Source organism: Aurantimonas marina (genome assembly GCF_017183135.1).
In the GTDB taxonomy this organism is placed as follows: Bacteria; Pseudomonadota; Alphaproteobacteria; order Rhizobiales; family Rhizobiaceae; genus Aurantimonas; species Aurantimonas marina.
Map to the genome: position 1 here is coordinate 307,076 of NZ_JADDXW010000001.1, position 24,050 is coordinate 331,125.

Here is a 24,050-nt window from a genome sequence, read left to right on the forward strand (position 1 = left end):
TATAGACAGCAAATGGCGTGAATGGGCACTACCGCACGTGCGCTGCCGCCGAAGTCTCTGACGGCGCGATCTCCGGTGCGCCACTCCTGCAGCTTTTGGTGGTGCAGCAGCCATCCGTTCTCCGGCCAAGAGGCGTTGGCTTCGCGCGAATTGGGTGCGCGAGGTCGCAGTATAATCAAATTTTTCTTCTTCTTTTCCACAATACCACAATTGGGGGATGACCTAGAGGAGTGTTGATCAGAAACTCCTCTACTGAGAGATCGTCTCTCTCATTGAGTTCCAGATTTTCTCCACGAGACACGGCGCGTTCAACCTGCGGCGGACCGCTCCATCTTGTGGAAGCATAGCAGACAGCGCTCCGACCGGAGCGTAGACAGCAGCAATCAATCGCGGTGAGTAAATGGGGCGAGCAGGTCAGGAGTTTGAAACCATGGACCGACAAGCTTTCAAAAACGTCGCGCAGTCACGGCAGAGGGCGCTCACGGACGCTGTTCATGAAGGCCTTGATCTTATCCTCGCAGCGACCCGACATCGGCTCAGGGTCATCATCTCGTTCGTCTCAGTCCTGGCAATCGCCTGGACTCAGGCCGCCCACACCATGGGTCCCATACGCAAGCGTTTTTTCAATTATTCCGAATGATCTTTCATGGCGATACTCACCGACGAAAACTACGGCGTTGTCATTCGGTTTTGGCCACTGTTCCGCCCTCTCACACGGTCCGCACTCGCGATCCGACAAGGGCCCTTGGCTGTCCAAGAATTAGCGCCGTGGAACGTGGCACTTTCGGACGGGGAACGGGTCGCAACTGAACCCGCTCGCGCCACCCGAAAACCGTCCTGCGATTATGCCATGGTGGCGCCGAAGCGCGCTCAGCTCACTTGACGGGCCTTTCAGCTGACGGACCTTTCAGCAGCGCCACCCGCCTCCTACCGCCGCAGCACGAACACCGCCTGCTGGCCGAACAGGTTCCAGAACGCCCAGGGCATCTTCATGCCCATCTTCTGGCCGGTCGCGTTGATCGCCATCGCCAGCTCGACCTTGGCGCCGATCTCGTCGGCGAGCGCCACGAAATCGCGGATGGTGCAGAAATGGATATTCGGCGTGTCGTACCAGGAGTGCGTCAGGTTCCGCGTTACCGGCATCCGGCCATAGAGGCCCAGCGACAGGCGGATCGACCAATGGCCGAAATTCGGGAACGACACGATCGCCCGCTCACCGATCCTGAGGAGTTCGGTGAGCACGGTCTTCGGATTGCGCGTCGCCTGGATGGTCTGCGACAGGACGACGAAATCGAAGGCGTCGTCCGGATAATGGATAAGGTCGCGGTCGGCATCGCCCTGGATGACCGACAGGCCGCGCGCGACGCATTCGTTGACCCCGGCCTGGCTCAGCTCCAGGCCGCGCCCGTCGACCCCCCGGCGCCGCTCCAGCAGCGACAAGAGCGAGCCGTCGCCGCTGCCGACGTCGAGCACCCGGCTTCCGGGCGTGACCAGACCGGCGATCAATTCCAGATCGACACGGGTCGAGGCGTTCGCCGTGACGGTCTCGCTGGTGGGAACCGGGGTCTCCGGAATCGCCATCACAGCCCCCTCGCCCGCGCCGCCGACGAGATGAAGCCGTCGATCGCCGCGAAGAATTCCGGCTCATGGAGGAGGAAGGCGTCGTGCCCCCGGTCGGTCTCGATCTCGACGAAGGACACCGATGCGGCGGCGGCGTTCAGCGCGTGAACCACGGCGCGATTCTCCTCGGTCGGAAACAGCCAGTCCGACGAGAACGACACCAGGCAAAAGCGCGTCGCCGCGTCGCGGAACGCCTCGGCGAGGCTGCCGCCATAATCCGCCGCGATGTCGAAATAGTCCATCGACCGGGTCATGTAGAGATAGGAGTTGGCGTCGAAGCGGTCGACGAAGGTCATCCCCTGATGCCTGAGATAACTCTCGATCTGGAAATCGGCGTCGAAGCCGAAGCCGAGCGTTTCGCGATCCTGCAGATTGCGGCCGAACTTCCTATGCAGCGCCGTCTCCGACAGATAGGTGACGTGTGCCGCCATCCGCGCGACCGCCAGTCCCTTGTGCGGCCGCTTGCCGACCGCGTAGTAGCGCCCGCCATGCCAGTCGGGATCGGCCATCACCGCCTGCCGGCCGACCTCGTGGAAGGCGATGTTCTGGGACGAGTGGCGCGCGCCGGTGGCGATCGGCAGGGCGGCGAAGACCCTGTCGGGGTAGCTGACCGTCCATTGCAGCACCTGCATGCCGCCCATCGAGCCGCCGATGACGGCGAACAGCGTGTCGATCCCGAGTCGTTTCACCAGCATCGCCTGCGCCCGCACCATGTCGGGAATGGTGATCACCGGCAGGTCGAGCCCGTAGGGCTCCCCGGTCGCCGGATCGATCGAGGCCGGGCCGGTGGAGCCCATGCAGCCGCCGATGACGTTCGAGCAGATGACGAAATATTTCGACGTATCGATCGGCTTGCCTTCGCCGATGATCGAGGTCCACCAGCCCGGCTTGCCGGTTACCGGCGACTGGCTGGCGACGTAATGATCGCCGGTCAGAGCATGGCAGACGAGGATGGCGTTCGATTTGTCGGCGTTCAAGGTCCCGTATGTATTGTAGGCGATCTGGAACGGCGCCAGCTCCCGGCCGGCATCCAGACGCAGCGGCTCGTCCGCGCCGAAATAGGCGACGGGGCTAGACGGGTGGTTCGCCTCGCGGCCGCCGGCGGCGTATTCCAGATCTTCGGTCGAGGGCTCGACGCTCATGTCCATCCCGCTTGATGATACGCGCCGGCCGGCGCGACGGGTGTCGCGGCGACCGGCGGTGTTCGGGTTCAGGGGGCACAGATACGCATTCACGCCCGCTGCGGCAATCGTCGCGCCGGCCGGCGTGCGCGACGCGCCGCTTTGCCAAGCATGCGCGGGGTCGGTAGAAGCGCTGGGCAAAGCCAAGAGGGAGCCCGAAGCGCATGAGCGGAACCGTCACTGCCGATCCATCGCGGCTCGCCGAGCTCAGGGCGAAAATCGATGCCATAGACGAATCCGTGCATCGGCTTTTGATGCAGCGCGCCAGCGTCATCGACGAATTGATCGAGGTGAAGGGCACGGCGAAGAATGGCGCCGCCTTCCGGCCGGGTCGGGAGGCGGACATGATGCGCCGGCTGGCCAAGCGCCATGAGGGGCATCTGCCGCTGACCGCGATGGAGCATCTGTGGCGCGAGATCATCTCCACCTTCACCGCCCTGCAGGCCCCGTTCGAGGTGGTCATCGCCGGCGATGGCGACCGCGTCGCCAGCGCCGAGACGGCGCGGTTCTATTTCGGCTTTTCGGTCCCGCTCGCGGTCGCGGCATCGAGCCAGGCGGTGGTCGCCGCCATCGAAGCCGGCGGCGACAAGCTCGGCATCCTGCCGATCGGCGCGACCGGCCATCCCTGGTGGCAGGGGCTCGGCTCGGCGCAGATCGTCGCCCGGCTGCCCTTCTTCGACGAACCGGGCCGCCCGGCGGCGACGCCTGCGCTGGTGATCGCGCCGCCGCTCGCCGACCCGGTGTCGCCGGAGATCGCCTGTTTTGCGGTCGACGGGCTGACGGCGATGCCAGAAGTTGCCGACGACCTGACGATCATCGCCGAGGCGCCTTACGGGACCGACCGCTTCAGCGTCCTCGTCGCAACCGAGAAAGACGCGGCTTCGGTGGCGGCGGCAATGGGTCCGGGCCTCGACATCAGGCCGATCGGGGGCTATGCGGCCCCGTGCCGGTCCCTATCCTGATGCGCCTGTCGTGGCGCGAGGGCGTCGCGATCGGCCCGCAATCACCAGCGAAAGTACACGGACGATGAGACCCGTTCCGAACAAGGGCGTCCTCGATATCGAGGCCTATGTGCCGGGCAAGAGCAAGGCACCGGCCGGCGTGACGCTGCACAAGCTCTCCTCCAACGAGACGCCGCTCGGCGCCGCACCGGCGGCGCGCGGGGCGGCGATCGCGGCGCTCGCGCATCCCGAGCTCTATCCCGACGGTCAGGCAACCGAGCTGAAGCGCGCCATCGCCGAGGTGCATGGTCTCAACCCGCGAAACATCCTCTGTGGCAACGGCTCGGACGAGCTGCTCGGGCTCTTGTGCCAGTGCTATCTGGCGCCAGGCGACGAGGCGATCCACACCGAGCACGGCTTTCTGGTCTACCGCATCCAGATCCTGGCGCGCGGCGCGACGCCAATTGCCGCGCCGGAGACCGACGCCACCGCCAATGTCGATGCAATCCTGGCGCGCGTGAGCGAGCGCACCAGGCTGGTCTTCCTGGCCAACCCGAACAACCCGACCGGCACCTATCTGCCCTTCGAGGAGGTCCAGCGGCTGCATGCCGGCCTGCCCGGCAACGTCGTCCTCGTCCTCGACGCGGCCTATGCCGAATATGTCCGGCGCAACGATTACGGCGCCGGCATCGAGCTGGTCTCGTCCTCCGAAAACGTCGTGATGACCCGCACCTTCTCCAAGATCTACGGCCTCGCCGGGCTCAGGATCGGCTGGCTGTACGGACCGGAGGCGATCGTCGACGCACTCGACCGGGTGCGCGGGCCATTCAACCTGAATGCCGCGGCGATCGCCGCCGGGGCCGCCGCCGTCCGCGATCGCGATTTCGTCGAAAAGGCGGCCGACCACAACGCGCGCTGGCTGGAATGGACGACCGACGCGCTGACCGGCCTCGGCCTGACGGTGACGCCGAGCGTCGGCAATTTCGTCCTCGTCCACTTCTCCGACGCGCCCGGCCGCACCGCGGCGGAGGCCGACGATTTCCTCACCGCGCGCGGCTTCATCCTGCGCCGGGTCGGCGGATACGGTTTCCCCAATGCCCTGCGCATGACCATCGGCACCGAGGAAGCCAGTCGCGGCGCCGTCGCGGCGCTCGGCGAGTTTCTCGGCAAGGGGGCAGCATGAGCGAGCCGCTGTTCGACCGCGTCGCACTGATCGGCATCGGCCTGATCGGGTCCTCGATCGCCCACAACATCCGCGCTCACGGCCTCGCCCGGCATATCGCCATCACCACGCGGCGGGCCGAGACGTTGAAACGGGCCGAGGAACTGAAACTCGGCGACAGTTATCATCTCGACGCCGCCGAGGCGGTGCGCGACGCCGACCTGGTCATTCTCTGCGTTCCGGTCGGCTCCTGCGGCGCCGTGACCAAGGAGATCGCCGGGGCGCTGGAGCCTGGGGCGATCGTCTCCGATGTCGGCTCGGTCAAGGGCGCGGTGGTCCAGCAGATGCTCCCGCATTTGCCGGAATCGGTCCATTTCGTCCCGGCCCACCCGATCGCCGGAACCGAGCAGTCCGGCCCCGACGCCGGTTTCCGCGAACTCTTCGAGAACCGCTGGTGCATCCTGACCCCGCCCGAGGGCACCGACGCCGACGCGATCGACCGGCTCAAGCGCTTCTGGGAAGGCTGCGGCTCAACCGTCGAGATCATGACGCCCGACCACCACGATCTGGTGCTCGCCATCGTCAGTCACGTGCCGCATCTGATCGCCTACAACATCGTCGGCACAGCCGCCGATCTGGAGACGGTGACGCAGCAGGAAGTGGTAAAATTCTCTGCCTCCGGCTTTCGCGATTTCACCCGCATCGCCGCCTCCGACCCGACCATGTGGCGGGACGTGTTCCTGACCAACCGCGACGCCGTCCTGGAGATGCTGGCGCGGTTTTCGGAGGATCTCGCCTCGCTGCAACGGGCGATCCGCTGGGGCGATGGCGACACGCTGTTCGAGTTGTTCACCCGCACCCGCGACATCCGCCGCGGCATCATCGACGCCGGCCAGGACACCGCCGAGCCCGATTTCGGCCGCGAGCATGGCAAGCATGAGGCGGGGACAAAGGAGTAGACGCATCCTTTGGGTCGTGAACTCCCGCGTTTCAGGGGAAAGAGAAAGAAGCGTCCGGCCCGCCATCGCAGGGCACGCGCCTTTGTCTTCGCGCCCGGTTGTCGGGGCGAAGGATCGGGAAGCGGACGCATGGCGAACGTCGCTATGCTGATGAGTGGATGACGCTTGCCATGCGCCCGCCGGCTGCTTGCCCCGGACCCGACGCTTCGCTTGTGGCGAAGCCGGTCTGCAAAGGGCCCGGATGTGGGGGTTCATCACCCAGCCGCGCCACCGCAGCGCGACCCATCCGGCACCGTCCTCCCTCCACGCGCATCCGGTTCATGACCCGTGTTCCCGCGAGGGCGATGGGCAAAGGATAAAGGGGGCGCTGGGGGTGGGGAGAGATTTTTTCATGCGGAAGCACCAAAGGCGTTGGATTGCAACGGTTCGGCGGTTCCAACAGCTTGGAATGGGTCCTCGGCATTGCCATTGCCGCTCCGGTGGAGAACAGCGCTACCAGCCCATGCCGCGATAAAGCTCGGTCCAGTCCGGGTTGATCGATTCGATCAGATCGATCTTCCACCGCCGGGGCCAGCGCTTCAGCGACTTCTCGCGCTGGATGGCGTCGCGAATGTCGTCATGCTCCTCGTACCAGACGAGGCGTGTCACGCCATAGGCTTTGGTGAAGCCGCGCACCTGACCGGATTTATGCTCGAAGACACGGCGGGAGAGGTCGGCCGTGACGCCGATATAGAGCGTGCCGCCTTTCTTCGACGCCATGATGTAGACGTGGCCGGATATCGCCAAAGCTTCGATCGGGCAACGAACGGCGTCAAGCGGTGCCGCAAGCCGTCCTCACCCCGGCGCCGGCCTCCGCCCAGGGATGGCGCGCTCGCATCCGGAGGCAGGCCACAGGCTGGATCAGCCCGTCGCCTCGATCATCGGCGGGGCCGCGACACGCGGGGCCGCCATCATCGCAATGACGGCGTCGCCGGCGATCGGCCTGGCGAACAGATAGCCCTGGCCGTCGTCGCATCCCGACAGCCTGAGCATCGCGGCCCTTTCGGGCGTCTCGATCCCTTCCGCGATGGTGCGGATCTTCTGGCCATCGGCCAGGGCCCCGATCGAGCGCAGCACTGCGATCGAATGCTTGCTGGTCAGGATATCCATCATAAAGCTGCGGTCGACCTTGATCTTCCCGATCGGGAAACGGTGGAGATAGCCGAGCGACGAATAGCCGATGCCGAAATCATCGAGCGCGACGCTGACGCCGATCGCCAACAGCTCTTCGAAGATCGGCTTCCTCGCGGGCGCCGCTTCGCCTCACCGTATCGCCGGCACCTGGCCCAGGGGAATCACGCCGGCGGAGAGATTGCCGTCGCGCAGGGTCAGGGCAACGATGTTGCGGCCGTTGTCCTGACGACCGACGAAGCCGATCGCCGAGGCGAGCGTGTTGGCGACGGACTGAAACTGCGGCATCGCCTCGGCCACCAACGCCGCGATTCGCTGCGGGTCGGCGACGGCGAGTTCGAAATCGCCCGAGATAAGGCCATCCGCCGCGACCGCGAAATCACCCGACAACTCGGCGCTGGCGTCGCCGAGATCGAGCCTCAGCGAGCGCAGCGTCCCCTCCCGTCCCGCCAGCGCCTCGCCGGGCGTGTTTGCGTCCATGCCCCCGGCGAGCCAGTCAGCGGCGCCGGTGACGGTGAGATCGGCGCTGGCGTCGAATGCCGGCAGGGCGGGCGCGTCCGGCGCGACAATGCGCGCGTCAATGCCCGAGAACGCGAGATCGAGGTCGCCGTCGCGGCGGCGCGCATGGGCCTCGAACCGGCCGGCCTCGAACAGCGGCAGGCGACCGGCGGCGGGCTGTGTCAACGCCACCACCGGCCGATCGGCGACCAGCGCCAGGCGATCCATGCCGTCGGTCCAGAAGCTGGCGCTTGCCTGGACCAGTTGCCAGCGGATGTCGAGGGGCGCCATTTGCTGCGCGTCGACGAGCAGCGGGCTGTCGAGTTCCGCGACGACGCGATTCGGCCGGTAAATCTGGGCCGCGGTCCTGAGTGCTCCGGCGGTCGCCCGCAGGCCCTGCCCGCGCGCATCGCCCGGCGCCTCGATCGTGACCGCGTCGCAGCGAAGGCCGAGCCGGAACGGATAGCCGAAGACCGCGCGGCCGGGGCAGTCGATTTCCGTTCCCTGCGCACGCGTGGTCGCGATGAGCCCCGCCACCCGCGTATCGAGCTCTCCGGCCAGATAGTACCACGCACCGCTGAGGCCGGCGGCGAGAAGCAGCGCCACCACGACGACCCCGACATAGGCTCGTCTTGCTCGAGAAGTCTTGTCGCTTGACGCGGCCATGCCATTACCCTTTGTGAGCCCCGGTCGGGCAAAACCGACGGACGGGGCATTTTGAGGGCAATGGACGATTTCTGGGTGTTTGGCTACGGCTCGCTGATCTGGCGGCCGGGCTTCGAATTCGAGGAGCGGGTCAAGGCGCGGCTGGCGGGCTATCATCGTTCGCTCTGCGTGCGCTCCTTCGTGCATCGGGGCACGCCGGAGCGGCCGGGCCTCGTCTTCGGCCTCGACCGGGGCGGCTCCTGCGTCGGGATGGCGTTCCGGGTCAGGGGAGCGGCGCGGGAGGCGGTGGTCGACTATCTCAGGGCACGCGAACTCGTCACCCATGTCTATCGCGAGCAGACCCTGCCGGTACGCCTCGCCGACGGGCGCGGCGAGCGTGCGCTGACCTATGTGGTCGACCGCGGCCACAGCCAATATGCCGGCCGCATGACCGCCGAGCATGCCGCCACGCTGGTTCGCCGCTCGCATGGGCAATCCGGCCCGAATGTCGATTACGTCACCAGTGCCATCGACCACATTCGCGAGATGGGGCTGACGGACCATTGGCTGGAGGATGTCGTCGCCAGACTGTGAGCTTGGATCGCGGACGATCCCAGCCGGTTGCGGCCGCTGGTCACTCAGCCCTTCGCGGACGACGCGGGACGGGCGATCCGCTCGCGCAGAACCGGGTCGGCCGGCAGATGACCGTCATTGGCGTAGGCTTCGGCCAGAAGCTCGCTCGACCGTGTCTCGATCGCCTGGCGCAACCGGTCGAGAAAATCGACTCGCGTCAGGCCCGGCTCGATAGGCTCGAGAATATCCGCCCGGATCGTCCCCGGACGGCGGATGAACCGGCGCCGGGGCCAGTACAGGCCGGAATTCAGCGCCACCGGCACGACGGGCAGCTTCAAAGCCTCGTAGAGGCGGAACACACCCTGGCGGTAGTCGGCCTCGGCGCCCGGCGCCGTCCGGGTACCTTCCGGAAAGATGACGATCTGGCGGCCTTCGGCCACCGCCTTTTGGGCGCCTTCGATCATCGAGGCGACGGCCCCGCCGCGGCGCGCCCGGTCGACCGGGATCATCGCCATGCGGCTAGCGTACCAACCGAAGAAGGGGATCGCCAGCAGTTCCTTCTTGAGGATGAAGGTCGGCCGGTCGAGATCGGGCAGGAGCGCGAAGACATCCCAGAACGACTGGTGCTTCGCCGCAATGATCGCCGCGGCAAACGGAACGTTCCGCTTGCCGGTAATCGACGCGCGGATGCCGGCGACATGCCTCAGCAGCCAGAGGCTGGACCGCGCCCAGTTCTTGACGATCCGCCAGGCCTTCTCCTCGGAGATCACGAAGAAGACCGGCGAGAAGAGCAGCAACTGGCCGACGAGGTTGAGATAAAACAACACGTTGAAGACGAGCGAGCGCAGCATGGTCATCAAATGGATCGCTCCAACGGCAATCGGTAGGGCCGCACGACGCGACAGGGGCCGCTGAAGGCCACCGGAGGCTTTACGACGCCATTGTCGGGAAATCGAGAGCCATCCGCCGAGCATTCGCGGTCGTGACGATCGCCGGCCCTTAGTGGTCGAGGCGCGCGAGCTGGGTGGACATGCTGCCCGGCTGGCCGATGCCGAGCAAGGCCCGGAACCTGGCCGCGACCAGCTTCGCATATTCGGTCACCAACACCCGCATTCCCAACCCGTTGGGCAAATTGTTTCCGCCCCACAGATCGTCGCGCTGCACCGCGTAGGGGGTCACCGAGCGAATGTCGTCGATCCGCTCGAATTCCCGCAGCGACCGCGGCATGTGATAGTCGCTGGTCACCAGAATGAGATCGCGGAAGCCGCGTTCGCGCGCCCACAGGCTGGCCATTTCGGCGTTACCGACAGTATTCAGCGCGTCGCGGTCGATATCGACGCAGCATTCGAACCAGGACGGGTCGGTGCCGGTCATGCGCGCCAGCGTGTCGGCGCTGGTGCCCGGATTGACGCCGCTGATGAGCAGGCGCCGACCGCGCCCGTCCTTCAAAAGATCGATGGCCTGATCGATGCGGAGCGCACCACCGGTAAGCACGACAATGCCGTCGGCTGGCTCGACCAAGTCGGAGCGCGACAGCAGGCCGACCTCCTCCGTGAAGCGCAGAAAGCCGCCGGCGAGATAGCCAAACACCGTCACGCCGATGGCCGCGATGGTCAATGTCAGCCATCGCCGACCGAACCAACTGCGCGTGCGCCGCTGCGCCCGGTCGGCGCCGGACTCCATCTCGGGGGACCAGGCCGCCATTGTCATCCTATCACTCTCGTCCCGGAATACGGCATCGTGTGGGCAAGACCTTTGTCGTGGCGCTCCGCGCAGCCTGTGGCATTGTGGTTAACACCATCTTACCGCTCCACCGGCGACAGCATGTCGATCGCCGCCAGATGGCGCATGACCGTCAGGCGAGATGTAAACGCGGTCAGCCCACCGACGGTTGCAATCAGCACGATGACCCCGAAATAGCCCATCCAGCCGATCGAAAACGACCCGAACAGCGCGCTGATCTGGTCGGCTTCGGGGGTGGCGCGGTTGCTTGTCGTCCACAACCCCATGGCGGCGAACAGGACCAGCGCCACGGCGCCGCCGGCCACCGCCCCCACAAGCCCGAGGCGCAGGAAATGCCGCTCGAACTCGCCGGCGATGAAGGACGACCGGGCTCCGACGAAATGCAGGACCTCGATGATCTGGCGGTTGCCCGACATCGCGCCACGGGTGGCGAAGACGACGGTGAGCACGGTAGCGATCAGCACCAGGGTTAGCACCGCGACGCCGACGAAGACGGTTGCCCGGGCCATGGTGACGAGGCGCGAGACCCAGGCCCGGTGATCGTCGAGCTCGGCCGCGGGAACCGTCGCGCGCAGCCGCGTCGCCAGCGCGAAGAAATCCGGTGGCGCATCCTGATCGATGGTGATGACGACGAGGCGCGGCACCGGCAGATCCTTCAGATCAAGCCCCTCGCCCAGCCACGGCTCCAAGAGCCGGGCAGTCGCCGCGTCATCCAGGATCGTCGCATCGGCGATGCCCGGCGTCGCCAGCGCCAGATCGCGAATGGCGCCCAGCGTCGTCGCCATGTCGAGGCCTTCGTCCGGCTTCACCTGAACGGTGATCTCGCGGGAAATGTCGTTTTGCCACTGGGACGCGGTATCGGAGACGAGGGTGACGGCGCCGACCGTGAGGCTGGCGAGAAACGTCATGATCGCGATCACCGTCATCAGCGCGCGACCGGCGACATTGGCCGGCGGCACGATCGGCGTCTGGTGCTCGCGGCCCGATCGCCCGGTGATGCGCTCGAGGAAGTCGCGAAAGTCCACCCATCGTTCCGCCAAATCAGTCATAGATATCCAGACGCCCGTCGGCGAGAACCAGGCGGCGGGCGGAGACCTGCTCCATCAGGTCGAGGTCGTGCGTGGCGATGACCACCGCCGTCCCGGTTCGGTTGAGTTCGAGAAAAAGCCGCAGCAGCCGGCGGGCGAGCGGCGGATCGACATTGCCGGTCGGCTCGTCCGCCAACAGGATGTCGGGCTGGTCGATCAGCGCGCGGGCGATCGCTGCGCGCTGCTTTTCGCCGCCAGACAGGACCACCGGCGACGCGTTCAGCCGCTCGCCGAGGCCGACCCATTTGATCAGGTCGATGACGTCCTGGCGGTAGGATGCCTCGTCCTTGCCGCGCACGCGCAGCGGCAACGCGACATTCTCGTAGGTGGTGAGGTGCTCCAGTAGCCGGAAATCCTGGAACACGACACCGATCCGCCGCCTGATCGACGGCAGGTCCTTGCGCGCCAGCGTCGAGGCGTCGCGGCCGAGAACCGTGATCAGGCCGCGGGTGGGCTTGAGCGCCAGAAACAGCATGCGCAAAAGGCTGGTCTTGCCCGCCCCCGAGGGGCCGGTGAGGAACTGGAAGGATTGCCGCTTGACCTCGAAGGACAGGTCGCGAAGCACTTCCGGCCCCATATCGTATCGCAGCCCGACATTTTCGAACCGAATCACGTCGGAGCGCTCCCATCTCGTCGTTGTCGTCCGCCCAGCATGCGTGCGACTGTGTTGTTTGTTGGTCGCGCAAACGTCAACCCCGCACCGCGAACGGCGTGGCTTCACGGTTTGTTAAGCATGATTCCTTACCGGTTCATAAACACGGCAGGACAGAGGATGCGATGACCGAATTTGGCGGCCCATCCCGGGCGAAGGCGGGCCGGGCGACGGCGGGACCACGAAGCGCGCTTTCCCTCAAATCCTTTCACACCGGTCCGCTCATCGATGGAACGGCCGAGGTGACGACCCGTCGGACATTGCCAAAATCCGCCGCCGAGATCGAGGCCGTGCGCCGTGGGCTGATGATCGAGCCCGACCCCGCCGAGCACTCACCGGCGCGGGCGTTTTTCGGACAGCGCGCCCCGGGTGCGTTTGGCGCCGAGACGGGATTTTCCGGCCAGCGCAACGCCGGCCCCGACCTCTTCTCCCAAGCCTTCGCCCCGTCCCATTTCACCGCGTCCACAGCGCATGACGCCACAGAACGATCGATCCTGGCCCGGGGCGGCGCCGCCCGCTTGCGCAACGGCGCCCTGATCGCCGGCGGCTTTCTGGTCGGCCTTCTCGCCGTCCCCGCGCTACTTTTATCCACCCCGCAATCGCCGATCGCCGCGCCTTTGAGCGATCCGAGCCTTTCCGGTCTCCTCATCCGTGACGTCGACGCGAACGTGGCGCCGCGCGGCGACGGCGCCGTTCTCTCGGTCGCCGGGACCGTGGCCAACGACACGAAGATGTCGGCGCTGCTTCCGCCGTTGCGCATCGTCTTGACCGGGCCGGAGGGCGACCTTCTCAGCAAGCCTGTCCGGACCGCCGTCGAGCGGCTGGCGCCGGGTCGTGCGGTGCGCTTCGTATCGGCCATGGCCGTGCCCGTCGGTCTTTCCGGCGACGTCAGCGTGCGTTTCGATTCACCCGGAAAGCGCCGCCCATGATCACCGTCCGGGGGAAGCAGATCGCGACGCTGTTCGACCAGGATCGGATCGCCGCGGAAGTGGCGCGTGTCGCGGACGACATCGCCGCGACACCGTCGACGGACCTTCTGGTGATTTCGGTGCTGAAGGGCTCGTTCGTGTTCGCCGCCGACCTGATTCGCGCGCTGCACCGTGCCGGCCTGGCACCGGAAGTCGAGTTCATCACGCTGTCCAGCTATGGTGCGGGGACCGAAGGCGGCAAGGTGCGGGTGCTGCGCGATATCGAAAGCGCCGTCGAGGGCCGCACGGTCCTGCTCATCGACGACATCCTGGAATCGGGCCGGACCGTCAAATTCGCCCGCGACCTGATGCGCTCGCGCGGCGCCAAGGAGGTGAAGATCGCCGTCCTTCTCGACAAGCGGATGCGGCGCAAGGCCGACATCGAGGCCGATTATGTCGGCTTCGACTGCCCCGACCATTTCGTCGTCGGCTACGGCATGGATGTCGGGCACGCCTTCCGCGAGCTGCCATTCGTCGGCCGCGTCGTCGAATGAGCCCGCGGGCGACGTGAAACCATTCGTCAGCGATTGGTATGTACTGGTCAGTTTCACGTCAGTCTCGACGTTTACTGGCATAAGGTGGTTTTGCGTATGATCAAAGCAGGAGGCTTTGAGTGGCACGAATTCTGATCGCGGAAGACGATCCGAGTGTTCGCGTGCTGGTGTCGCGCGCCCTGGGGCTCGAGGGTCACGAGGTGACCGTCGCCGAGGACGGCGAGCTGGCGCTCGATATCCTGGTCGAACGCGACGGGGATTTCGATTTCGTCCTGTCCGACATCCGCATGCCGGCAATGACCGGAATCGAACTCGCGCATGAGATCGGCGCCTCCTGGCCCGACCTGCCGGTGCTGTTGATGACCGGCTACGCGGAGCAAAAGGAAGCTGCGGAGGATCTGGCGGCGATCATCGAGGGCGTCGTCGAAAAGCCGTTTTCCATCGCCGAGATCCGCCGCGAAGTCGGACGCATCCTGGCCGAGCGCGAGGTCGAGAAACAGGCGGACGACACCGGCGACGCGGGCGATTTGCCGATCCGCCGCTGCGCCTGAGGACAGGCCAGGCTCCTCCCCGTCTCATTGGGGAAACGTCAGCGCGAGAAGATCGCCCCGCAGGGCCTCCTCGTCCCGACCGCCCAGCAGACGATCGACATCGTCGTGAGTGGCCCGCCAGATCGGCACTGCCTCCACGAGCAGGTCGCGGCCGGCCTCCGTCAGCGTGAGGCGGCGGCTGCGCTTGTCCCTCGTATCGGGCAGGATCGTCAAAAGCCCCCGCCGCTCGAGCGGCTTCAGATTGGCCGTCAGCGTCGTGCGATCCATCGCCAGCAACACCGCGACATCGCCGAGGCGCGGTGGCTCCGGCCGGTTAAGCGAGACCAGCAGCGAATATTGGCCATTGGTCAGCCCAACCGACTTCAACGCTTCGTCGAAGCGGCGTCCGATCGCCCGCGCCGCGCGCTGCAGATGCAGACACAGGCAGCGGTCGCGAACTTCATGGGTCGTGGCCAGGGGCAAATCGTCTCGCATGGTTCTCATATTAGGTTGACATCAACGTTTTTGTCCACTTAGTATTCGGGACCACCACAAGAGGGAGCCCGGTTCGTCCATGCACGTCTATATCAATCTGCCGGTCGCCGACCTTGATCGATCGCGGCGCTTTTTCAGCGTGCTCGGTTTCGATTTCAACGATAAATTCAGCGACGCCACCGGGCTCGCCATGCGGATCAGCGAGACCAGCACCGCGATGCTGCTGACCCACGAGAAATTCGCCAGTTTCACGCCGAGGCGGATCGCCGATTCGCGCGAGGTCAGCGAAGTGCTCACCGCGCTACAACTCGCTAGCCGTGAGGCGGTCGACCGCATGACCGATCAGGCGCTGGCGAGCGGCGGTGAGCCGGTTGGCACCGCCCAGGACCACGGCTTCATGTACGGCCGCGCATTCTCCGATCCCGACGGCCATATCTGGGAGCCGATCTGGATGAACCCGGATGCGATGGGTGACGAAGAATGAGCGACAAGCCGAAGGTGCGCACCTGCCTCTGGTTCGACGGCCGGGGCGAGGACGCGGCGAAGTTCTACGTCTCGCTGCTGCCCGACAGCCGGATTGAGGACATCGTGCGCCCCGACCCGGACGGTCCGGCGCTGATCGTCGAATTCGCCCTCGCCGGCGCGCCCTACATGGTGCTGAACGGCGGGCCGCAATACCGGCATACGCCGGCGGCGTCGATTTCGATTCTGACGAAGGATCAGGCGGAAACCGACCGGCTCTGGGATGCGCTGATCGAGGGCGGCGGCAGCGAAGGACAGTGCGGCTGGCTCACCGACCGCTTCGGCGTCTCGTGGCAGATCGTCCCCGAAGCGGTGCCGCGCCTCCTCGGCGCAGACGACAAAGCCGCCGCCGGACGGGCCTTTGACGCGATGAAGTCCATGGGCCGGATCGACATCGCGAAACTCGAATCGGCCTTCGAAGACGCTTGAACGGAGACGTGAGATGACCACCACCGAACTCAAACCCGCCGCCGAGCTCGCCGCCCGATCCGGCGTACATCCCGTCAGCCCGCATCTCGTGTGCCGGGGCGCATCCGACGCCATCGCCTTCTACGAGAGGGCGTTCGGCGCGACGAAGATGATGGTCCTGCCCGGGCCGGACGGCAAGATCATGCATGGCTGCATCGCGATCAACGGCTCGTCGGTCATGCTCGTCGACGAGAACCCCGAATATGGCCTGAAATCGCCCATGCTGCTCGGCGGCAGTCCGGTGACCATGCACCTGATCGTCGACGACGTCGACGCCTTTACCGACAAGGCCCTCGCCGCGGGTGCGACCGTGGTGATGCCCGTCGCCGACATGTTCTGGGGCGACCGCTACGGCGTCATCGAGGACCCGTTCGGGCATCATTGGTCCATCGCCACCCCCACGCGCGAACCGATGACCGAAGCGGAGTTGCAAGAGGTCGCCAAAAGCGCCTTCGCCTGAACGATAGCAAACCGGGAGAAAACCAATGAGCTATGTCGACGGAATGATCGCCGCGGTCCCGACCGCCAACAAGGAGACCTACCGCGAACACAGCACGATGGCGGCTGCGGTGTTCAAGGAACATGGTGCGTTGTCGCTGACCGAGTGCTGGGGCGACGACGTGCCGGAGGGCAAGCTGAACTCCATGCACACCGCCGTGATGCGCAAGCCGGATGAAACGGTGGTGTTTTCCTGGATCGTCTGGCCATCGAAGGCCGTGCGCGACGCGGGCATGCAGAAGGTCATGGAAGACCCGCGCATGAGTCCGGACGCAAACCCCATGCCCTTCGACGGCAAGCGCATGATCTTCGGCGGGTTCCAGGTGATCGTGGAGGGATAGCGGCCCGCAGCCCGAAACGCCCCTAAGGCGTCTTGAGCAGCCGCTCCAGATAGTCTCGTTCGAGCTGCGGTGACAGGGCGTCGCCGAGGCGGTTGCGGATGGCGTCGAGAATGCGCCGGGCGCGCTGGGTGTCGATCTCGTCCGGCACGCCGACATCCTGGCCGAAGTCCGGTCCCTCGGTCTGGCGCTGCCGGCCGAGCGGATCGCGGCCGGAGCGCTGCTGCTGGCCGCCAAAGCCCTGCCCCATCTGCCCTTGCGCGCCCTGGCTGCCCTGCCCCTGCATGGCTTCCTGCATCTGCCGCATCATGTCCTGCCCGCCGCGACGCAGCGCCTCCATGGCGCGGCCCTGCTCGCCGACGGCCTCGCCGTCATTGCCCTGGCCGAGCGCGCCTTCGGCCTTGCCCATGGCCTCGCCGGCCTCGCCGAAGCCGTCGGACGGCTCCATGCCCATGCCCTCCAGCTGCTGCTGCAAGGCCTCCAGCTCCTGCTGGAGCTGGCCCTGCTGCTCCTGCAACTGCTTCATCATTTCCTGGAGCTGTTCGGCGGTCATCGGCTCGCCCTGCTGGCCATCCTGCGGCTGGCCCTGTTGAGGCTGGCCTTGCTGGCGGTCCTGCTGCTGGCGCTGGAACTGCCGGCGGCCGAGATCGAAGGTCTGGTCCATCAACTGCTGCTGACGCTGCAACATCTCCCCGAGCTTGTTCATCTGCTGCTGCATGGCGCTTTGTTCGCCCGACTGCTGCTGGCCCGGCCGCATCGCCTGGAGGTTGTCCATCATCTGCTGGAGTTCGGACAAGAGCTGCTGCGCGGCGTCCTTTGAGCCCGATTTCGCCAGATCCTCGATCCGGTCCAGCATCCGCTCGAGATCCTGCGGTCGCAGCTCCTGCATGTCGCCCAACTGTAGCTGATCCTGGCTCATCGGCGGCTGGTTGCGCATCGCTTCCGCCAAGGCCTGCATGTATTCGCGCATCGCCTCGCGCAGTTCCTGCATCAGCCGGTCGATCTCGGCGTCCGACGCGCCCTCCTCCAGCGCTTCGGCGAGCTGCTCGCGCGCGTCCCGCAACCGCCGTTCGGCCAGCGACAGATTGCCGTCCTCGATGCCGAGGGCGATCTCCCACAAAAAGTCGACCGACGACAGCAACGCCTCGTCATTGTAGGCGGTGGCGATGCGGGTGCGCGCGGCACGCAAGGCCAGATAGTCGGCCGGATTCTCGATGAACTCCTCGCCGCGCAGGGTGATCGCGTCGAGCATCTCGACGACGCGCGGCACCGTGTTCGCATCGAGCGCCAGCATTCGCCGCTGCTCGATGACCGCGCGAGCGAGCGGATTGGTGAACCGCCGCTCGGGCAATGTCAGCGGCATCGTTTCGGAACGGCCGGACTGGCCGGCGTCGTCGGTGGCAACCAGCGTCATCGCCACCTTTGCCCCGGCATAGGGGCTTTCGGTGAGATCCGCGCTGGTACGCCCCTCGGCGGAACCCTTGGTGCGGCGGGGCAGCGCGAGGTTGATCTCGGGCGCGGCGACCAGCGGCCGGGCATTCGCGGCGGCGACATCGTCGGCGACGACGATCTCCGCCCGCCCCTTGCGCACCCCGTAATCGTCGGTGACCGTGTAGGCGAGTTGCAGCGCGCCGTTGCGCGCTTCGCTCGGCTCCTCCTTGAAGGCGATCCCCGGGTCGTCGTCGGGGGTCACGGCGAAATCCCAGCGGCCCAGCGTCGAGAAGGCGGTAGCAAGCACGGCCTCGCCGCTTTCTTCCAGGGCGAAGGCGTATTCGCGCGGACCGGCCGCGACCGTCGCCGGCTTCGGCGCCTCGCCATCCTCCGCCAGATCGGCCGTTTCGTCGGCGCCGACCGGCGCGACGGTAACCGACTCGGCCGCCGCGCCGGTCGGCGTGAAGACGAGGTCGGCGGCGGCGCCGTCGGACAAACGAACGGACAGGAGGCTACCCTCGGGAACGCCGATCGGGCCCTCGCCCACGCCCCGGGCATCGGTCAGGAAGATCGGCGCCCGACCGGTATAGCTCGGCGGCGTCACCCAGGCGTCGACGCGGGCGACGGCCACCGCTTGCGCGTCCGCCGGGGCGAATGCATCGAGAATCCGGCCGCCGCCGGGGCCGAAGGAAAAGGCAAAGGCGGTGACCAGGAGCAGCGCCACAAGCGCCCTGAGGCCAAACGGGTCCAGCCGCTCGGTCCGGGTGTTGGGGGAGCCGCCGCTGAGATTGCGCAGCCGCTCGGCCATGCGCCGCTGGTGCTCATGCCAAAGGGCTTTGGCGAAGGGATCGTCCGAGACGGCGTGGTCGCCCTGCACACGCAGCGGCTGGTGGGTTAGCCGGCTGACGCTCTCGATCCGGGCATCGACGTCGCTACCCGTCGGCAGTCTGAGCCCACGGTTGAACCACAGCGCGGCGACGGCAAGTGCGGCCAGAACCGCCAGAACGGCGACGCGGCCATAGAACGGCATCGCGGCGAACAGGCCGAACCAGGACAGGATCAGGAAGATTCCGGCGAGACTGGCGAAGGCCAGGACGAGCGGCCACGCCCGCTCGACGAGAAGCGCCGTGGCGGCAAACTTCCGCGTCAACGCGATCCGTCCGGCCTTGGTCCAGTCGTTGTGCCGGTCGGTCTCGGCCATGGGCCCGCTCTCGTTGTTTCTCCGTGCGTGGAACCTTACCCGATTTTACGGCGAAGGCGAGGCGGTGACGCAGGTGTGAAGGCGTAGCAGCCGCGATCAAACGCCGCTCTCCAACCATGGCGGCAGCCGGTCGAGGCCGATCAACGCATCGATCGTCTGGCGCGGGCGGACGACATGAAAGGCGTCGTCCCGGACCATGACTTCCGCGATCAGGGGACGGGAATTATAGGTATTCGACTGCACCGCGCCATAGGCACCGGCGGACGAGACATAGACGAGATCGCCGGCTTCGACGTTCGGCAGGTCGCGATCCTTGGCGAGGAAATCGCCGCTCTCGCAGACCGGTCCGACCACGTCGGCGACGATCCGCCCTGCGCCCGGATCATCGACGACCGGGTGGATGTCGTGCCAGGCGTCGTAAAGCGTCGGGCGAATCAAATCGTTCATCGCCGCGTCGACGATAACGAAAGTCTTGTGCTCCGCCTTCTTCACATAGAGGACCTTGGTGACGAGAATACCGGCATTGGCGGCGATCAGCCGGCCGGGCTCGAACACCACCTGACAGTCGAGGTCGCGCACATGCCGCTTGACGATCTCGGCATAGGCTGGCGGTTCCGGCGGCGGCGCATTGTCGCGGCGATAGGGCACGCCGAGGCCACCACCAAGGTCGATGTGATCGATCCTGTGACCCTTCGCGCGCAGCCTGCGCACTAAATCGGCGAGGCGGTCGAAAGCCTCGTCGAAGGGCTTCAGCTCGACGATCTGGCTGCCGATATGCATGTCGATGCCGGAAACGTGAATGCCCGGCAGCGAGCGGGCATGATCGTAGACGGCTTCCGCCCGCTCGAAGGCGATACCGAACTTGTCGGACTTCTTGCCGGTGGAAATTTTCGCATGGGTGCGCGCGTCGACGTCGGGATTGATGCGGAATGACACGTTGGCGGTCAGCCCCGCCGCCGCCGCACGGGCCGAAATCGCGTCCAGCTCGGGTTCGGATTCGACGTTGAAGCAGAAGATCCGCGAGGCCAGCGCAAGATCGATCTCCTCGATGGTCTTGCCGACCCCGGAGAACATGATCTTTTCGGGCGGAATGCCGGCCTTGAGCGCGCGCAGCAATTCGCCGCCCGACACGACGTCCGCTCCGGCGCCGAGCCGGGCCAGCGTCGCCAGAACCGCCTGGTTGGAGTTCGCCTTCATGGCGTAGCAGACCAGTGCGTCGATATCGGCGAAGGCGCGGGCGAAGACCTCGTAGTGCCGGGTCAGGGTCGCGGTCGAATAGCAATAGAACGGCGTGCCGATGTCGCGCGCGATTGCCGCCACGCTGACGCCCTCGGCGTGGAGGGCGCCGTCCCGGATTTCAAAATGGTTCATGACAAGGCTTGCGGTGGTCGAAGCGGAATGACCGGCTCGGTTTCGGACCTAGTGGTTCGATTTCGACATCTGCATCCCGCTTGGAGCACCCGGGCAAGCAAATGTCGAAATCAAAGGACCACTAGCAACTTTATGACTCTCGTGGATTTTTCAAATTTGACATTTGATTTTCGAGCCCGCCGCACGTGCGTATCAAATGTCAAATTTAATCCACTAGTTCAGCAACGGATCGAGGAAGAACCGTTTGCCGGAGGCGTCTTTGTTGCGGGTGACCTCGGCGGCGCTGACCATATTGTCGTTCTGGACATCCGAGATTCGCGCGGCGCGAACGGCTGTGCCGGTCTCGCCGCTGCCGAGGACGTTGGTCGTCCCGCCCTGGGTCTGTTCGGCCACCACGGAAGGCACCTCATTGGTATCCGGCGCCACGGGCAGGTTCTTCACGCCACAGCCGCCAAGAACCGACAGCGCGGCCAGAATCAGCACCGGCTTGGCCGCAACACTCGATCGCTCCGTCATCTCGTCACCCCTCAGCCCGTCGCCCGCCGTCGATCCCCATCCTGCCGGTGATAACGGTTCGCGACGAAGAAATCACCACCCGCCGGAACTATTCGCCCTTGCCGCCGCGTCGATCGCGCCAATAGGCGATCTGGGCGCGGACATTGGCGGGCGCCGTGCCGCCGAAGCTCGTCCGGCTGTTCACCGAGGCATCGACGCCGAGGACGGAGTAGACCGCGTCGGTGATCCGCGCCTCGAGCGTTTGCAGAAGGTCCAGGGGCAGATCCTCGAGCCCGACGCCCCGCTCTTCGGCGAGCGCTACCGCCCGTCCGGTCACATGATGCGCCTCGCGGAACGGCAGGCCGAGTTCGCGCACCAGCCAATCGGCGAGGTCGGTGGCGGTGGAAAAGCCGTGGCCGGCCGCCCGGCGCATCGCCTCAGTTTCGATGCTCATGTCGCGGACCATGCCGGTGGCGGCGGCCAGCGCCAGAGCGAGCGAATCGATCGCGTCGAAGACCTGTTCCTTGTCTTCCTGCATGTCCTTGGAATAGCTGAGCGGCAGCCCCTTCATCACGGTCAGCAGCGAGATCAGCGCGCCGTTGATGCGGCCGGGCTTGGCCCGGACCAACTCGGCGGCGTCCGGGTTCTTCTTCTGCGGCATGATCGAGGAGCCGGTCGAGAATGCGTCGGACAGCCGGACGAAGCCGAACTGCGGCGTCGACCAGATGACGATTTCCTCGGCGAGACGCGACAGGTGCGTTCCGCAGATCGCCGCGACCGAGAGGAATTCCAGGGCGAAGTCGCGGTCGGACACGGAATCGAGCGAGTTGCGGGTCGGCTCGCGAAAGCCCAGCGCTGCCGCCGTCTGGTGCCGGTCGACGGCAAAGCCGGTGCCGGCGAGCGCGGCGGCGCCGAGCGGACATTCGTCGAGACGGGTGATCGCGTCGCGGCAGCGCGACAGGTCGCGGGCCGCCATTTCGACATAGGCGAGGCAATGGTGGCCGAAGGTGACCGGCTGGGCGACCTGGAGATGGGTGAAGCCGGGCATGACCGTGTCGGCATGCGCCTCGGCCTTGTCGAGCAGCGCGTCGATGAAGGCCTCGAGCGCTTCCGCGAGCGAGCCGAACGCCGTCTTCACATGCAGGCGGAAATCGACCGCCACCTGATCGTTGCGCGAACGGGCGGTGTGGAGCCGGCCGGCGGCGGGGCCGATCAGCTCGGCTAGCCGCGCCTCGATGTTCATGTGGATGTCCTCGCGCTCTCGCGAGAAAGTGAAGCGCCCGTCGGCGATCTCGGCGCGGATGTCCTCCAGACCCGCTATGATCTGGCTGGCATCCTCCGCCGAAATGATGCCTTGATCGGCCAGCATGGCGGCATGGGCTTTCGAACCGGCGATATCCTCGTCATAAAGCCGTCGATCGAAATCGATGGAGGCGTTGATCTCCTCCATGATGGCGTCGGGTCCGGAAGCAAAGCGACCACCCCACATGGCGTTGCTGGACGTGGGGGCGTTGCTTGATTTCGGGACGTTGCTGGTCTTCTGGCGCATGAATACTCGAAAGGGCTTTTGACGGTATGTCCGAGGAAACACGACAGGCTTCGAACGGGCGGCGGCTCGGTGTCATCGCCGGGATCGCGCTGATCTCAGGCATCGCGGCGGGCGGTGTCGTCCTATACGTGAGCGAGACGGGGTCTGGCAACGAAGTCGCCGCCACGTCCTGTCCGGCCGACGCGGCGATCTATGCCGCGATCGACGGGGCGGCGCGCGGCGAGGTCGCCGCCGTGCAGGCGCTCGATGAACCCTTCGACATCTCGGCGATGGCGTTCACGGATGGTGACGGCCAGCCGGCAAGCCTGAAGGATTTTTCCGGGAAGACGCTGCTGGTCAATCTCTGGGCGACCTGGTGCGTGCCCTGCCGCGAGGAAATGCCGGCGCTCGACGCGCTGGAGCAGCAGGAGGGCGGCGCGGACTTCGCGGTGATCCCGATCAACATCGACACCGGCAGCATCGACAAGCCGAAGAAGTTCTACGCCGAGACCAAGCTCACCGCCCTGCCCCTCTACCGCGACGAAACGATGGGCGTCTTCGACGATTTGAAGGGCCGCGGGCTGGCTTACGGCCTGCCGGTCTCAGTGCTCGTCGGACCCGACGGCTGCGCCCGCGCGGCGATCAACGGCCCGGCGGAATGGGCGAGCCCGGACGCCGTGCGGCTGATCGAGGCAGTCAAGGAGAGCGGGCGCACGGTGTGAGGGGGCGCTCCACATCACCAGGGCATTGCAAGTAAGGCAATGATGCCTTACATTGCAACTTCAACACGAGGATGCCCCCATGTCGATGCTAACCGTAACCGCCAAAGGCCAGGTCACGTTAAAAAAGGACCTTCTCCAACATCTTGGGGTGAAGCCCGGCGAGAAGATCGAAGTCGACATGCAGCAGGACGGAAAGGTCCTGCTGCGGAGCGAACGAAAAACCGGTTCGCTGGAGAATTTCTTCGGAAGCCTAAAGCACAAGGCTACCGGGCCCGCGCCGACGATCGAGGAGCTGAACGAGATTATCGCGGACGGTTGGGCAAAGCGGCGGTGATCATTATCGCCGATACGAATGTACTCATCCGCGCGCTTGTCGGCGATGAGCCGAATCAAAGTCCAAAGGCGGTTGAATTTCTGAGGCGTGCATCTTCAGTTGTACTGACGCTTCCAACACTCTGCGAAGTTGCCTGGTCCTTGCGGCAACGATATCGGCTGAGTTCCGCGGAGCTATTCGACACGATTACTGGAATCCTGTCGGATCAAAAAGTCGTCTGCGACCGGGCGGCGGCCGAGGCCGGCCTTGCCATGCTGGTAGCCGGCGGGGATTTCGCCGACGGCATCATCGCCTTCGAGGGACGCAGGCTGGGCGGAGACATCTTCGTGACCTTCGACAAAAAGGCGGCGCGCCTGATCGCGGAGACAGGCGGGCGCGTCGAACTGCTCTGAGGAGCGGCCGCCTACGCCGACCGGGCCTCTG

The 24,050-nt window shown here is 65.9% G+C and carries 28 protein-coding genes; 14 read left to right on the forward strand and 14 right to left on the reverse strand.

Features of this window, described 5'->3' with window-relative positions:
- Window positions 1–927: 927 nt before the first annotated feature.
- Together metW and metX are read right to left on the reverse strand one after the other, a co-directional pair.
- Window positions 928–1,581 (reverse strand): methionine biosynthesis protein MetW, encoded by a 654-nt coding sequence (metW, locus tag ING15_RS01490; protein WP_206452991.1) that lies wholly within the window; start codon window positions 1,579–1,581, stop codon window positions 928–930.
- Window positions 1,581–2,762 (reverse strand): homoserine O-acetyltransferase MetX, encoded by a 1,182-nt coding sequence (metX, locus tag ING15_RS01495; protein ID WP_206452992.1) that lies wholly within the window; start codon window positions 2,760–2,762, stop codon window positions 1,581–1,583. The genes metW and metX overlap by 1 nt, the downstream gene beginning before the upstream one ends.
- 203 nt (window positions 2,763–2,965) lie before the next feature.
- Between metX and pheA the strand changes: the two genes are divergently transcribed.
- The 3 genes from pheA (at window position 2,966) to ING15_RS01510 (ending at window position 5,863) form a co-directional block, all read left to right on the forward strand.
- Window positions 2,966–3,763, forward strand: a complete 798-nt coding sequence (gene pheA / locus ING15_RS01500) for a chorismate mutase (protein WP_206452993.1) — start codon at window positions 2,966–2,968, stop codon at window positions 3,761–3,763.
- A gap of 64 nt (window positions 3,764–3,827) precedes the next feature.
- Window positions 3,828–4,925 carry a histidinol-phosphate transaminase gene (gene hisC / locus ING15_RS01505; RefSeq protein ID WP_206452994.1) on the forward strand — a complete coding sequence of 366 codons (1,098 nt, stop codon included), beginning with the start codon at window positions 3,828–3,830 and terminating at the stop codon, window positions 4,923–4,925.
- Window positions 4,922–5,863 carry a prephenate/arogenate dehydrogenase family protein gene (locus ING15_RS01510; protein WP_206452995.1) on the forward strand — a complete coding sequence of 314 codons (942 nt, stop codon included), beginning with the start codon at window positions 4,922–4,924 and terminating at the stop codon, window positions 5,861–5,863. Before hisC ends, ING15_RS01510 begins: the two co-directional genes overlap by 4 nt.
- 492 nt (window positions 5,864–6,355) lie before the next feature.
- Here the strand turns inward: ING15_RS01510 and ING15_RS01515 are convergent, their stop codons facing one another.
- From ING15_RS01515 to ING15_RS01525, 3 genes are all read right to left on the reverse strand, one after another.
- Window positions 6,356–6,643, reverse strand: coding sequence for a GIY-YIG nuclease family protein (locus ING15_RS01515; RefSeq protein WP_206453233.1), 288 nt, complete (start codon window positions 6,641–6,643; stop codon window positions 6,356–6,358).
- Window positions 6,644–6,763: 120 nt separating this feature from the next.
- Window positions 6,764–7,138 carry an EAL domain-containing protein gene (locus tag ING15_RS01520; protein ID WP_332873755.1) on the reverse strand — a complete coding sequence of 125 codons (375 nt, stop codon included), beginning with the start codon at window positions 7,136–7,138 and terminating at the stop codon, window positions 6,764–6,766.
- A gap of 27 nt (window positions 7,139–7,165) precedes the next feature.
- Complete coding sequence (locus ING15_RS01525) at window positions 7,166–8,137, reverse strand: DUF2125 domain-containing protein (protein WP_206452997.1); 972 nt, start codon at window positions 8,135–8,137, stop codon at window positions 7,166–7,168.
- A gap of 120 nt (window positions 8,138–8,257) precedes the next feature.
- Between ING15_RS01525 and ING15_RS01530 the strand changes: the two genes are divergently transcribed.
- Window positions 8,258–8,770, forward strand: coding sequence for a gamma-glutamylcyclotransferase (locus ING15_RS01530; protein ID WP_206452998.1), 513 nt, complete (start codon window positions 8,258–8,260; stop codon window positions 8,768–8,770).
- 44 nt (window positions 8,771–8,814) lie between these two features.
- Here ING15_RS01530 and ING15_RS01535 read toward each other — a convergent pair whose 3' ends face one another.
- The 4 genes from ING15_RS01535 to ftsE form a co-directional block, all read right to left on the reverse strand.
- Window positions 8,815–9,609 carry a lysophospholipid acyltransferase family protein gene (locus ING15_RS01535; protein WP_408628659.1) on the reverse strand — a complete coding sequence of 265 codons (795 nt, stop codon included), beginning with the start codon at window positions 9,607–9,609 and terminating at the stop codon, window positions 8,815–8,817.
- Window positions 9,610–9,748: 139 nt separating this feature from the next.
- Window positions 9,749–10,453, reverse strand: a complete 705-nt coding sequence (locus ING15_RS01540; protein WP_232845485.1) for a YdcF family protein — start codon at window positions 10,451–10,453, stop codon at window positions 9,749–9,751.
- Window positions 10,454–10,551: 98 nt separating this feature from the next.
- The gene (locus tag ING15_RS01545) at window positions 10,552–11,541 is read right to left on the reverse strand and encodes a cell division protein FtsX (protein WP_206453001.1); all 990 of its coding nucleotides are present in this window, start codon (window positions 11,539–11,541) and stop codon (window positions 10,552–10,554) included.
- Window positions 11,534–12,193 carry a cell division ATP-binding protein FtsE gene (gene ftsE / locus ING15_RS01550; protein ID WP_206453002.1) on the reverse strand — a complete coding sequence of 220 codons (660 nt, stop codon included), beginning with the start codon at window positions 12,191–12,193 and terminating at the stop codon, window positions 11,534–11,536. The genes ING15_RS01545 and ftsE overlap by 8 nt, the downstream gene beginning before the upstream one ends.
- A 164-nt stretch (window positions 12,194–12,357) precedes the next feature.
- On the opposite strand from ftsE, the gene ING15_RS01555 reads away from it, so the two are divergent.
- The 3 genes from ING15_RS01555 (at window position 12,358) to ING15_RS01565 (ending at window position 14,245) form a co-directional block, all read left to right on the forward strand.
- Window positions 12,358–13,161 (forward strand): hypothetical protein, encoded by an 804-nt coding sequence (locus ING15_RS01555; RefSeq protein WP_206453003.1) that lies wholly within the window; start codon window positions 12,358–12,360, stop codon window positions 13,159–13,161.
- Entirely contained in the window at window positions 13,158–13,694 is a 537-nt protein-coding gene (gene hpt, locus ING15_RS01560) for a hypoxanthine phosphoribosyltransferase (RefSeq protein ID WP_206453004.1), read from the forward strand. Before ING15_RS01555 ends, hpt begins: the two co-directional genes overlap by 4 nt.
- Window positions 13,695–13,813: 119 nt before the next feature.
- Window positions 13,814–14,245, forward strand: coding sequence for a response regulator (locus tag ING15_RS01565; protein WP_206453005.1), 432 nt, complete (start codon window positions 13,814–13,816; stop codon window positions 14,243–14,245).
- 24 nt (window positions 14,246–14,269) lie between these two features.
- Here the strand turns inward: ING15_RS01565 and ING15_RS01570 are convergent, their stop codons facing one another.
- A complete protein-coding gene (locus ING15_RS01570; RefSeq protein WP_206453006.1) occupies window positions 14,270–14,719 on the reverse strand; it encodes a MarR family winged helix-turn-helix transcriptional regulator in 450 nt (149 codons plus the stop codon).
- A 79-nt stretch (window positions 14,720–14,798) separates the two neighbouring features.
- Between ING15_RS01570 and ING15_RS01575 the strand changes: the two genes are divergently transcribed.
- The 4 genes from ING15_RS01575 to ING15_RS01590 are packed head-to-tail and all read left to right on the forward strand — an operon-like array spanning window position 14,799 to window position 16,548.
- Window positions 14,799–15,203: a VOC family protein gene (locus ING15_RS01575; RefSeq protein ID WP_206453007.1), complete on the forward strand. Its 405-nt coding sequence runs from the start codon at window positions 14,799–14,801 to the stop codon at window positions 15,201–15,203.
- Entirely contained in the window at window positions 15,200–15,670 is a 471-nt protein-coding gene (locus ING15_RS01580) for a VOC family protein (RefSeq protein ID WP_206453008.1), read from the forward strand. Before ING15_RS01575 ends, ING15_RS01580 begins: the two co-directional genes overlap by 4 nt.
- 13 nt (window positions 15,671–15,683) lie before the next feature.
- The gene (locus ING15_RS01585; RefSeq protein WP_206453009.1) at window positions 15,684–16,169 is read left to right on the forward strand and encodes a VOC family protein; all 486 of its coding nucleotides are present in this window, start codon (window positions 15,684–15,686) and stop codon (window positions 16,167–16,169) included.
- Between the two features lie 25 nt (window positions 16,170–16,194).
- A complete protein-coding gene (locus ING15_RS01590) occupies window positions 16,195–16,548 on the forward strand; it encodes a DUF1428 domain-containing protein (RefSeq protein WP_206453010.1) in 354 nt (117 codons plus the stop codon).
- 22 nt (window positions 16,549–16,570) lie between these two features.
- Here the strand turns inward: ING15_RS01590 and ING15_RS01595 are convergent, their stop codons facing one another.
- From ING15_RS01595 to argH, 4 genes are all read right to left on the reverse strand, one after another.
- Window positions 16,571–19,177 (reverse strand): TIGR02302 family protein, encoded by a 2,607-nt coding sequence (locus ING15_RS01595; RefSeq protein ID WP_206453011.1) that lies wholly within the window; start codon window positions 19,175–19,177, stop codon window positions 16,571–16,573.
- 96 nt (window positions 19,178–19,273) lie between these two features.
- Window positions 19,274–20,548: a diaminopimelate decarboxylase gene (gene lysA / locus ING15_RS01600; RefSeq protein ID WP_206453012.1), complete on the reverse strand. Its 1,275-nt coding sequence runs from the start codon at window positions 20,546–20,548 to the stop codon at window positions 19,274–19,276.
- Between the two features lie 213 nt (window positions 20,549–20,761).
- The gene (locus ING15_RS01605) at window positions 20,762–21,064 is read right to left on the reverse strand and encodes a hypothetical protein (RefSeq protein ID WP_206453013.1); all 303 of its coding nucleotides are present in this window, start codon (window positions 21,062–21,064) and stop codon (window positions 20,762–20,764) included.
- Between the two features lie 88 nt (window positions 21,065–21,152).
- Complete coding sequence (gene argH, locus ING15_RS01610) at window positions 21,153–22,592, reverse strand: argininosuccinate lyase (RefSeq protein ID WP_206453014.1); 1,440 nt, start codon at window positions 22,590–22,592, stop codon at window positions 21,153–21,155.
- 26 nt (window positions 22,593–22,618) lie between these two features.
- Between argH and tlpA the strand changes: the two genes are divergently transcribed.
- The 3 genes from tlpA to ING15_RS01625 all read left to right on the forward strand — a co-directional run bounded on the left by tlpA (window position 22,619) and on the right by ING15_RS01625 (window position 24,019).
- Window positions 22,619–23,293, forward strand: coding sequence for a thiol:disulfide interchange protein TlpA (gene tlpA, locus ING15_RS01615; protein WP_206453015.1), 675 nt, complete (start codon window positions 22,619–22,621; stop codon window positions 23,291–23,293).
- A gap of 79 nt (window positions 23,294–23,372) precedes the next feature.
- Window positions 23,373–23,627 carry an AbrB/MazE/SpoVT family DNA-binding domain-containing protein gene (locus tag ING15_RS01620; RefSeq protein ID WP_206453016.1) on the forward strand — a complete coding sequence of 85 codons (255 nt, stop codon included), beginning with the start codon at window positions 23,373–23,375 and terminating at the stop codon, window positions 23,625–23,627.
- On the forward strand, window positions 23,624–24,019 hold the full coding sequence (locus ING15_RS01625) for a type II toxin-antitoxin system VapC family toxin (protein WP_332873744.1): 396 nt from the start codon (window positions 23,624–23,626) through the stop codon (window positions 24,017–24,019). The genes ING15_RS01620 and ING15_RS01625 overlap by 4 nt, the downstream gene beginning before the upstream one ends.
- Window positions 24,020–24,050: the final 31 nt, after the last annotated feature.

Coding starts and splice junctions, on each gene's coding strand:
- metW (WP_206452991.1), bottom strand. CDS start 1,581: ATGGCGATTCCGGAGACCCCGGTTCCCACCAGCGAGACCGTCACGGCG.
- metX (WP_206452992.1), bottom strand. CDS start 2,762: ATGAGCGTCGAGCCCTCGACCGAAGATCTGGAATACGCCGCCGGCGGC.
- pheA (WP_206452993.1), top strand. CDS start 2,966: ATGAGCGGAACCGTCACTGCCGATCCATCGCGGCTCGCCGAGCTCAGG.
- hisC (WP_206452994.1), top strand. CDS start 3,828: ATGAGACCCGTTCCGAACAAGGGCGTCCTCGATATCGAGGCCTATGTG.
- ING15_RS01510 (WP_206452995.1), top strand. CDS start 4,922: ATGAGCGAGCCGCTGTTCGACCGCGTCGCACTGATCGGCATCGGCCTG.
- ING15_RS01530 (WP_206452998.1), top strand. CDS start 8,258: ATGGACGATTTCTGGGTGTTTGGCTACGGCTCGCTGATCTGGCGGCCG.
- ING15_RS01540 (WP_232845485.1), bottom strand. CDS start 10,453: ATGGCGGCCTGGTCCCCCGAGATGGAGTCCGGCGCCGACCGGGCGCAG.
- ING15_RS01545 (WP_206453001.1), bottom strand. CDS start 11,541: ATGACTGATTTGGCGGAACGATGGGTGGACTTTCGCGACTTCCTCGAG.
- ING15_RS01555 (WP_206453003.1), top strand. CDS start 12,358: ATGACCGAATTTGGCGGCCCATCCCGGGCGAAGGCGGGCCGGGCGACG.
- hpt (WP_206453004.1), top strand. CDS start 13,158: ATGATCACCGTCCGGGGGAAGCAGATCGCGACGCTGTTCGACCAGGAT.
- ING15_RS01570 (WP_206453006.1), bottom strand. CDS start 14,719: ATGCGAGACGATTTGCCCCTGGCCACGACCCATGAAGTTCGCGACCGC.
- ING15_RS01575 (WP_206453007.1), top strand. CDS start 14,799: ATGCACGTCTATATCAATCTGCCGGTCGCCGACCTTGATCGATCGCGG.
- ING15_RS01580 (WP_206453008.1), top strand. CDS start 15,200: ATGAGCGACAAGCCGAAGGTGCGCACCTGCCTCTGGTTCGACGGCCGG.
- ING15_RS01585 (WP_206453009.1), top strand. CDS start 15,684: ATGACCACCACCGAACTCAAACCCGCCGCCGAGCTCGCCGCCCGATCC.
- ING15_RS01590 (WP_206453010.1), top strand. CDS start 16,195: ATGAGCTATGTCGACGGAATGATCGCCGCGGTCCCGACCGCCAACAAG.
- ING15_RS01595 (WP_206453011.1), bottom strand. CDS start 19,177: ATGGCCGAGACCGACCGGCACAACGACTGGACCAAGGCCGGACGGATC.
- lysA (WP_206453012.1), bottom strand. CDS start 20,548: ATGAACCATTTTGAAATCCGGGACGGCGCCCTCCACGCCGAGGGCGTC.
- ING15_RS01605 (WP_206453013.1), bottom strand. CDS start 21,064: ATGACGGAGCGATCGAGTGTTGCGGCCAAGCCGGTGCTGATTCTGGCC.
- argH (WP_206453014.1), bottom strand. CDS start 22,592: ATGCGCCAGAAGACCAGCAACGTCCCGAAATCAAGCAACGCCCCCACG.
- tlpA (WP_206453015.1), top strand. CDS start 22,619: ATGTCCGAGGAAACACGACAGGCTTCGAACGGGCGGCGGCTCGGTGTC.
- ING15_RS01620 (WP_206453016.1), top strand. CDS start 23,373: ATGTCGATGCTAACCGTAACCGCCAAAGGCCAGGTCACGTTAAAAAAG.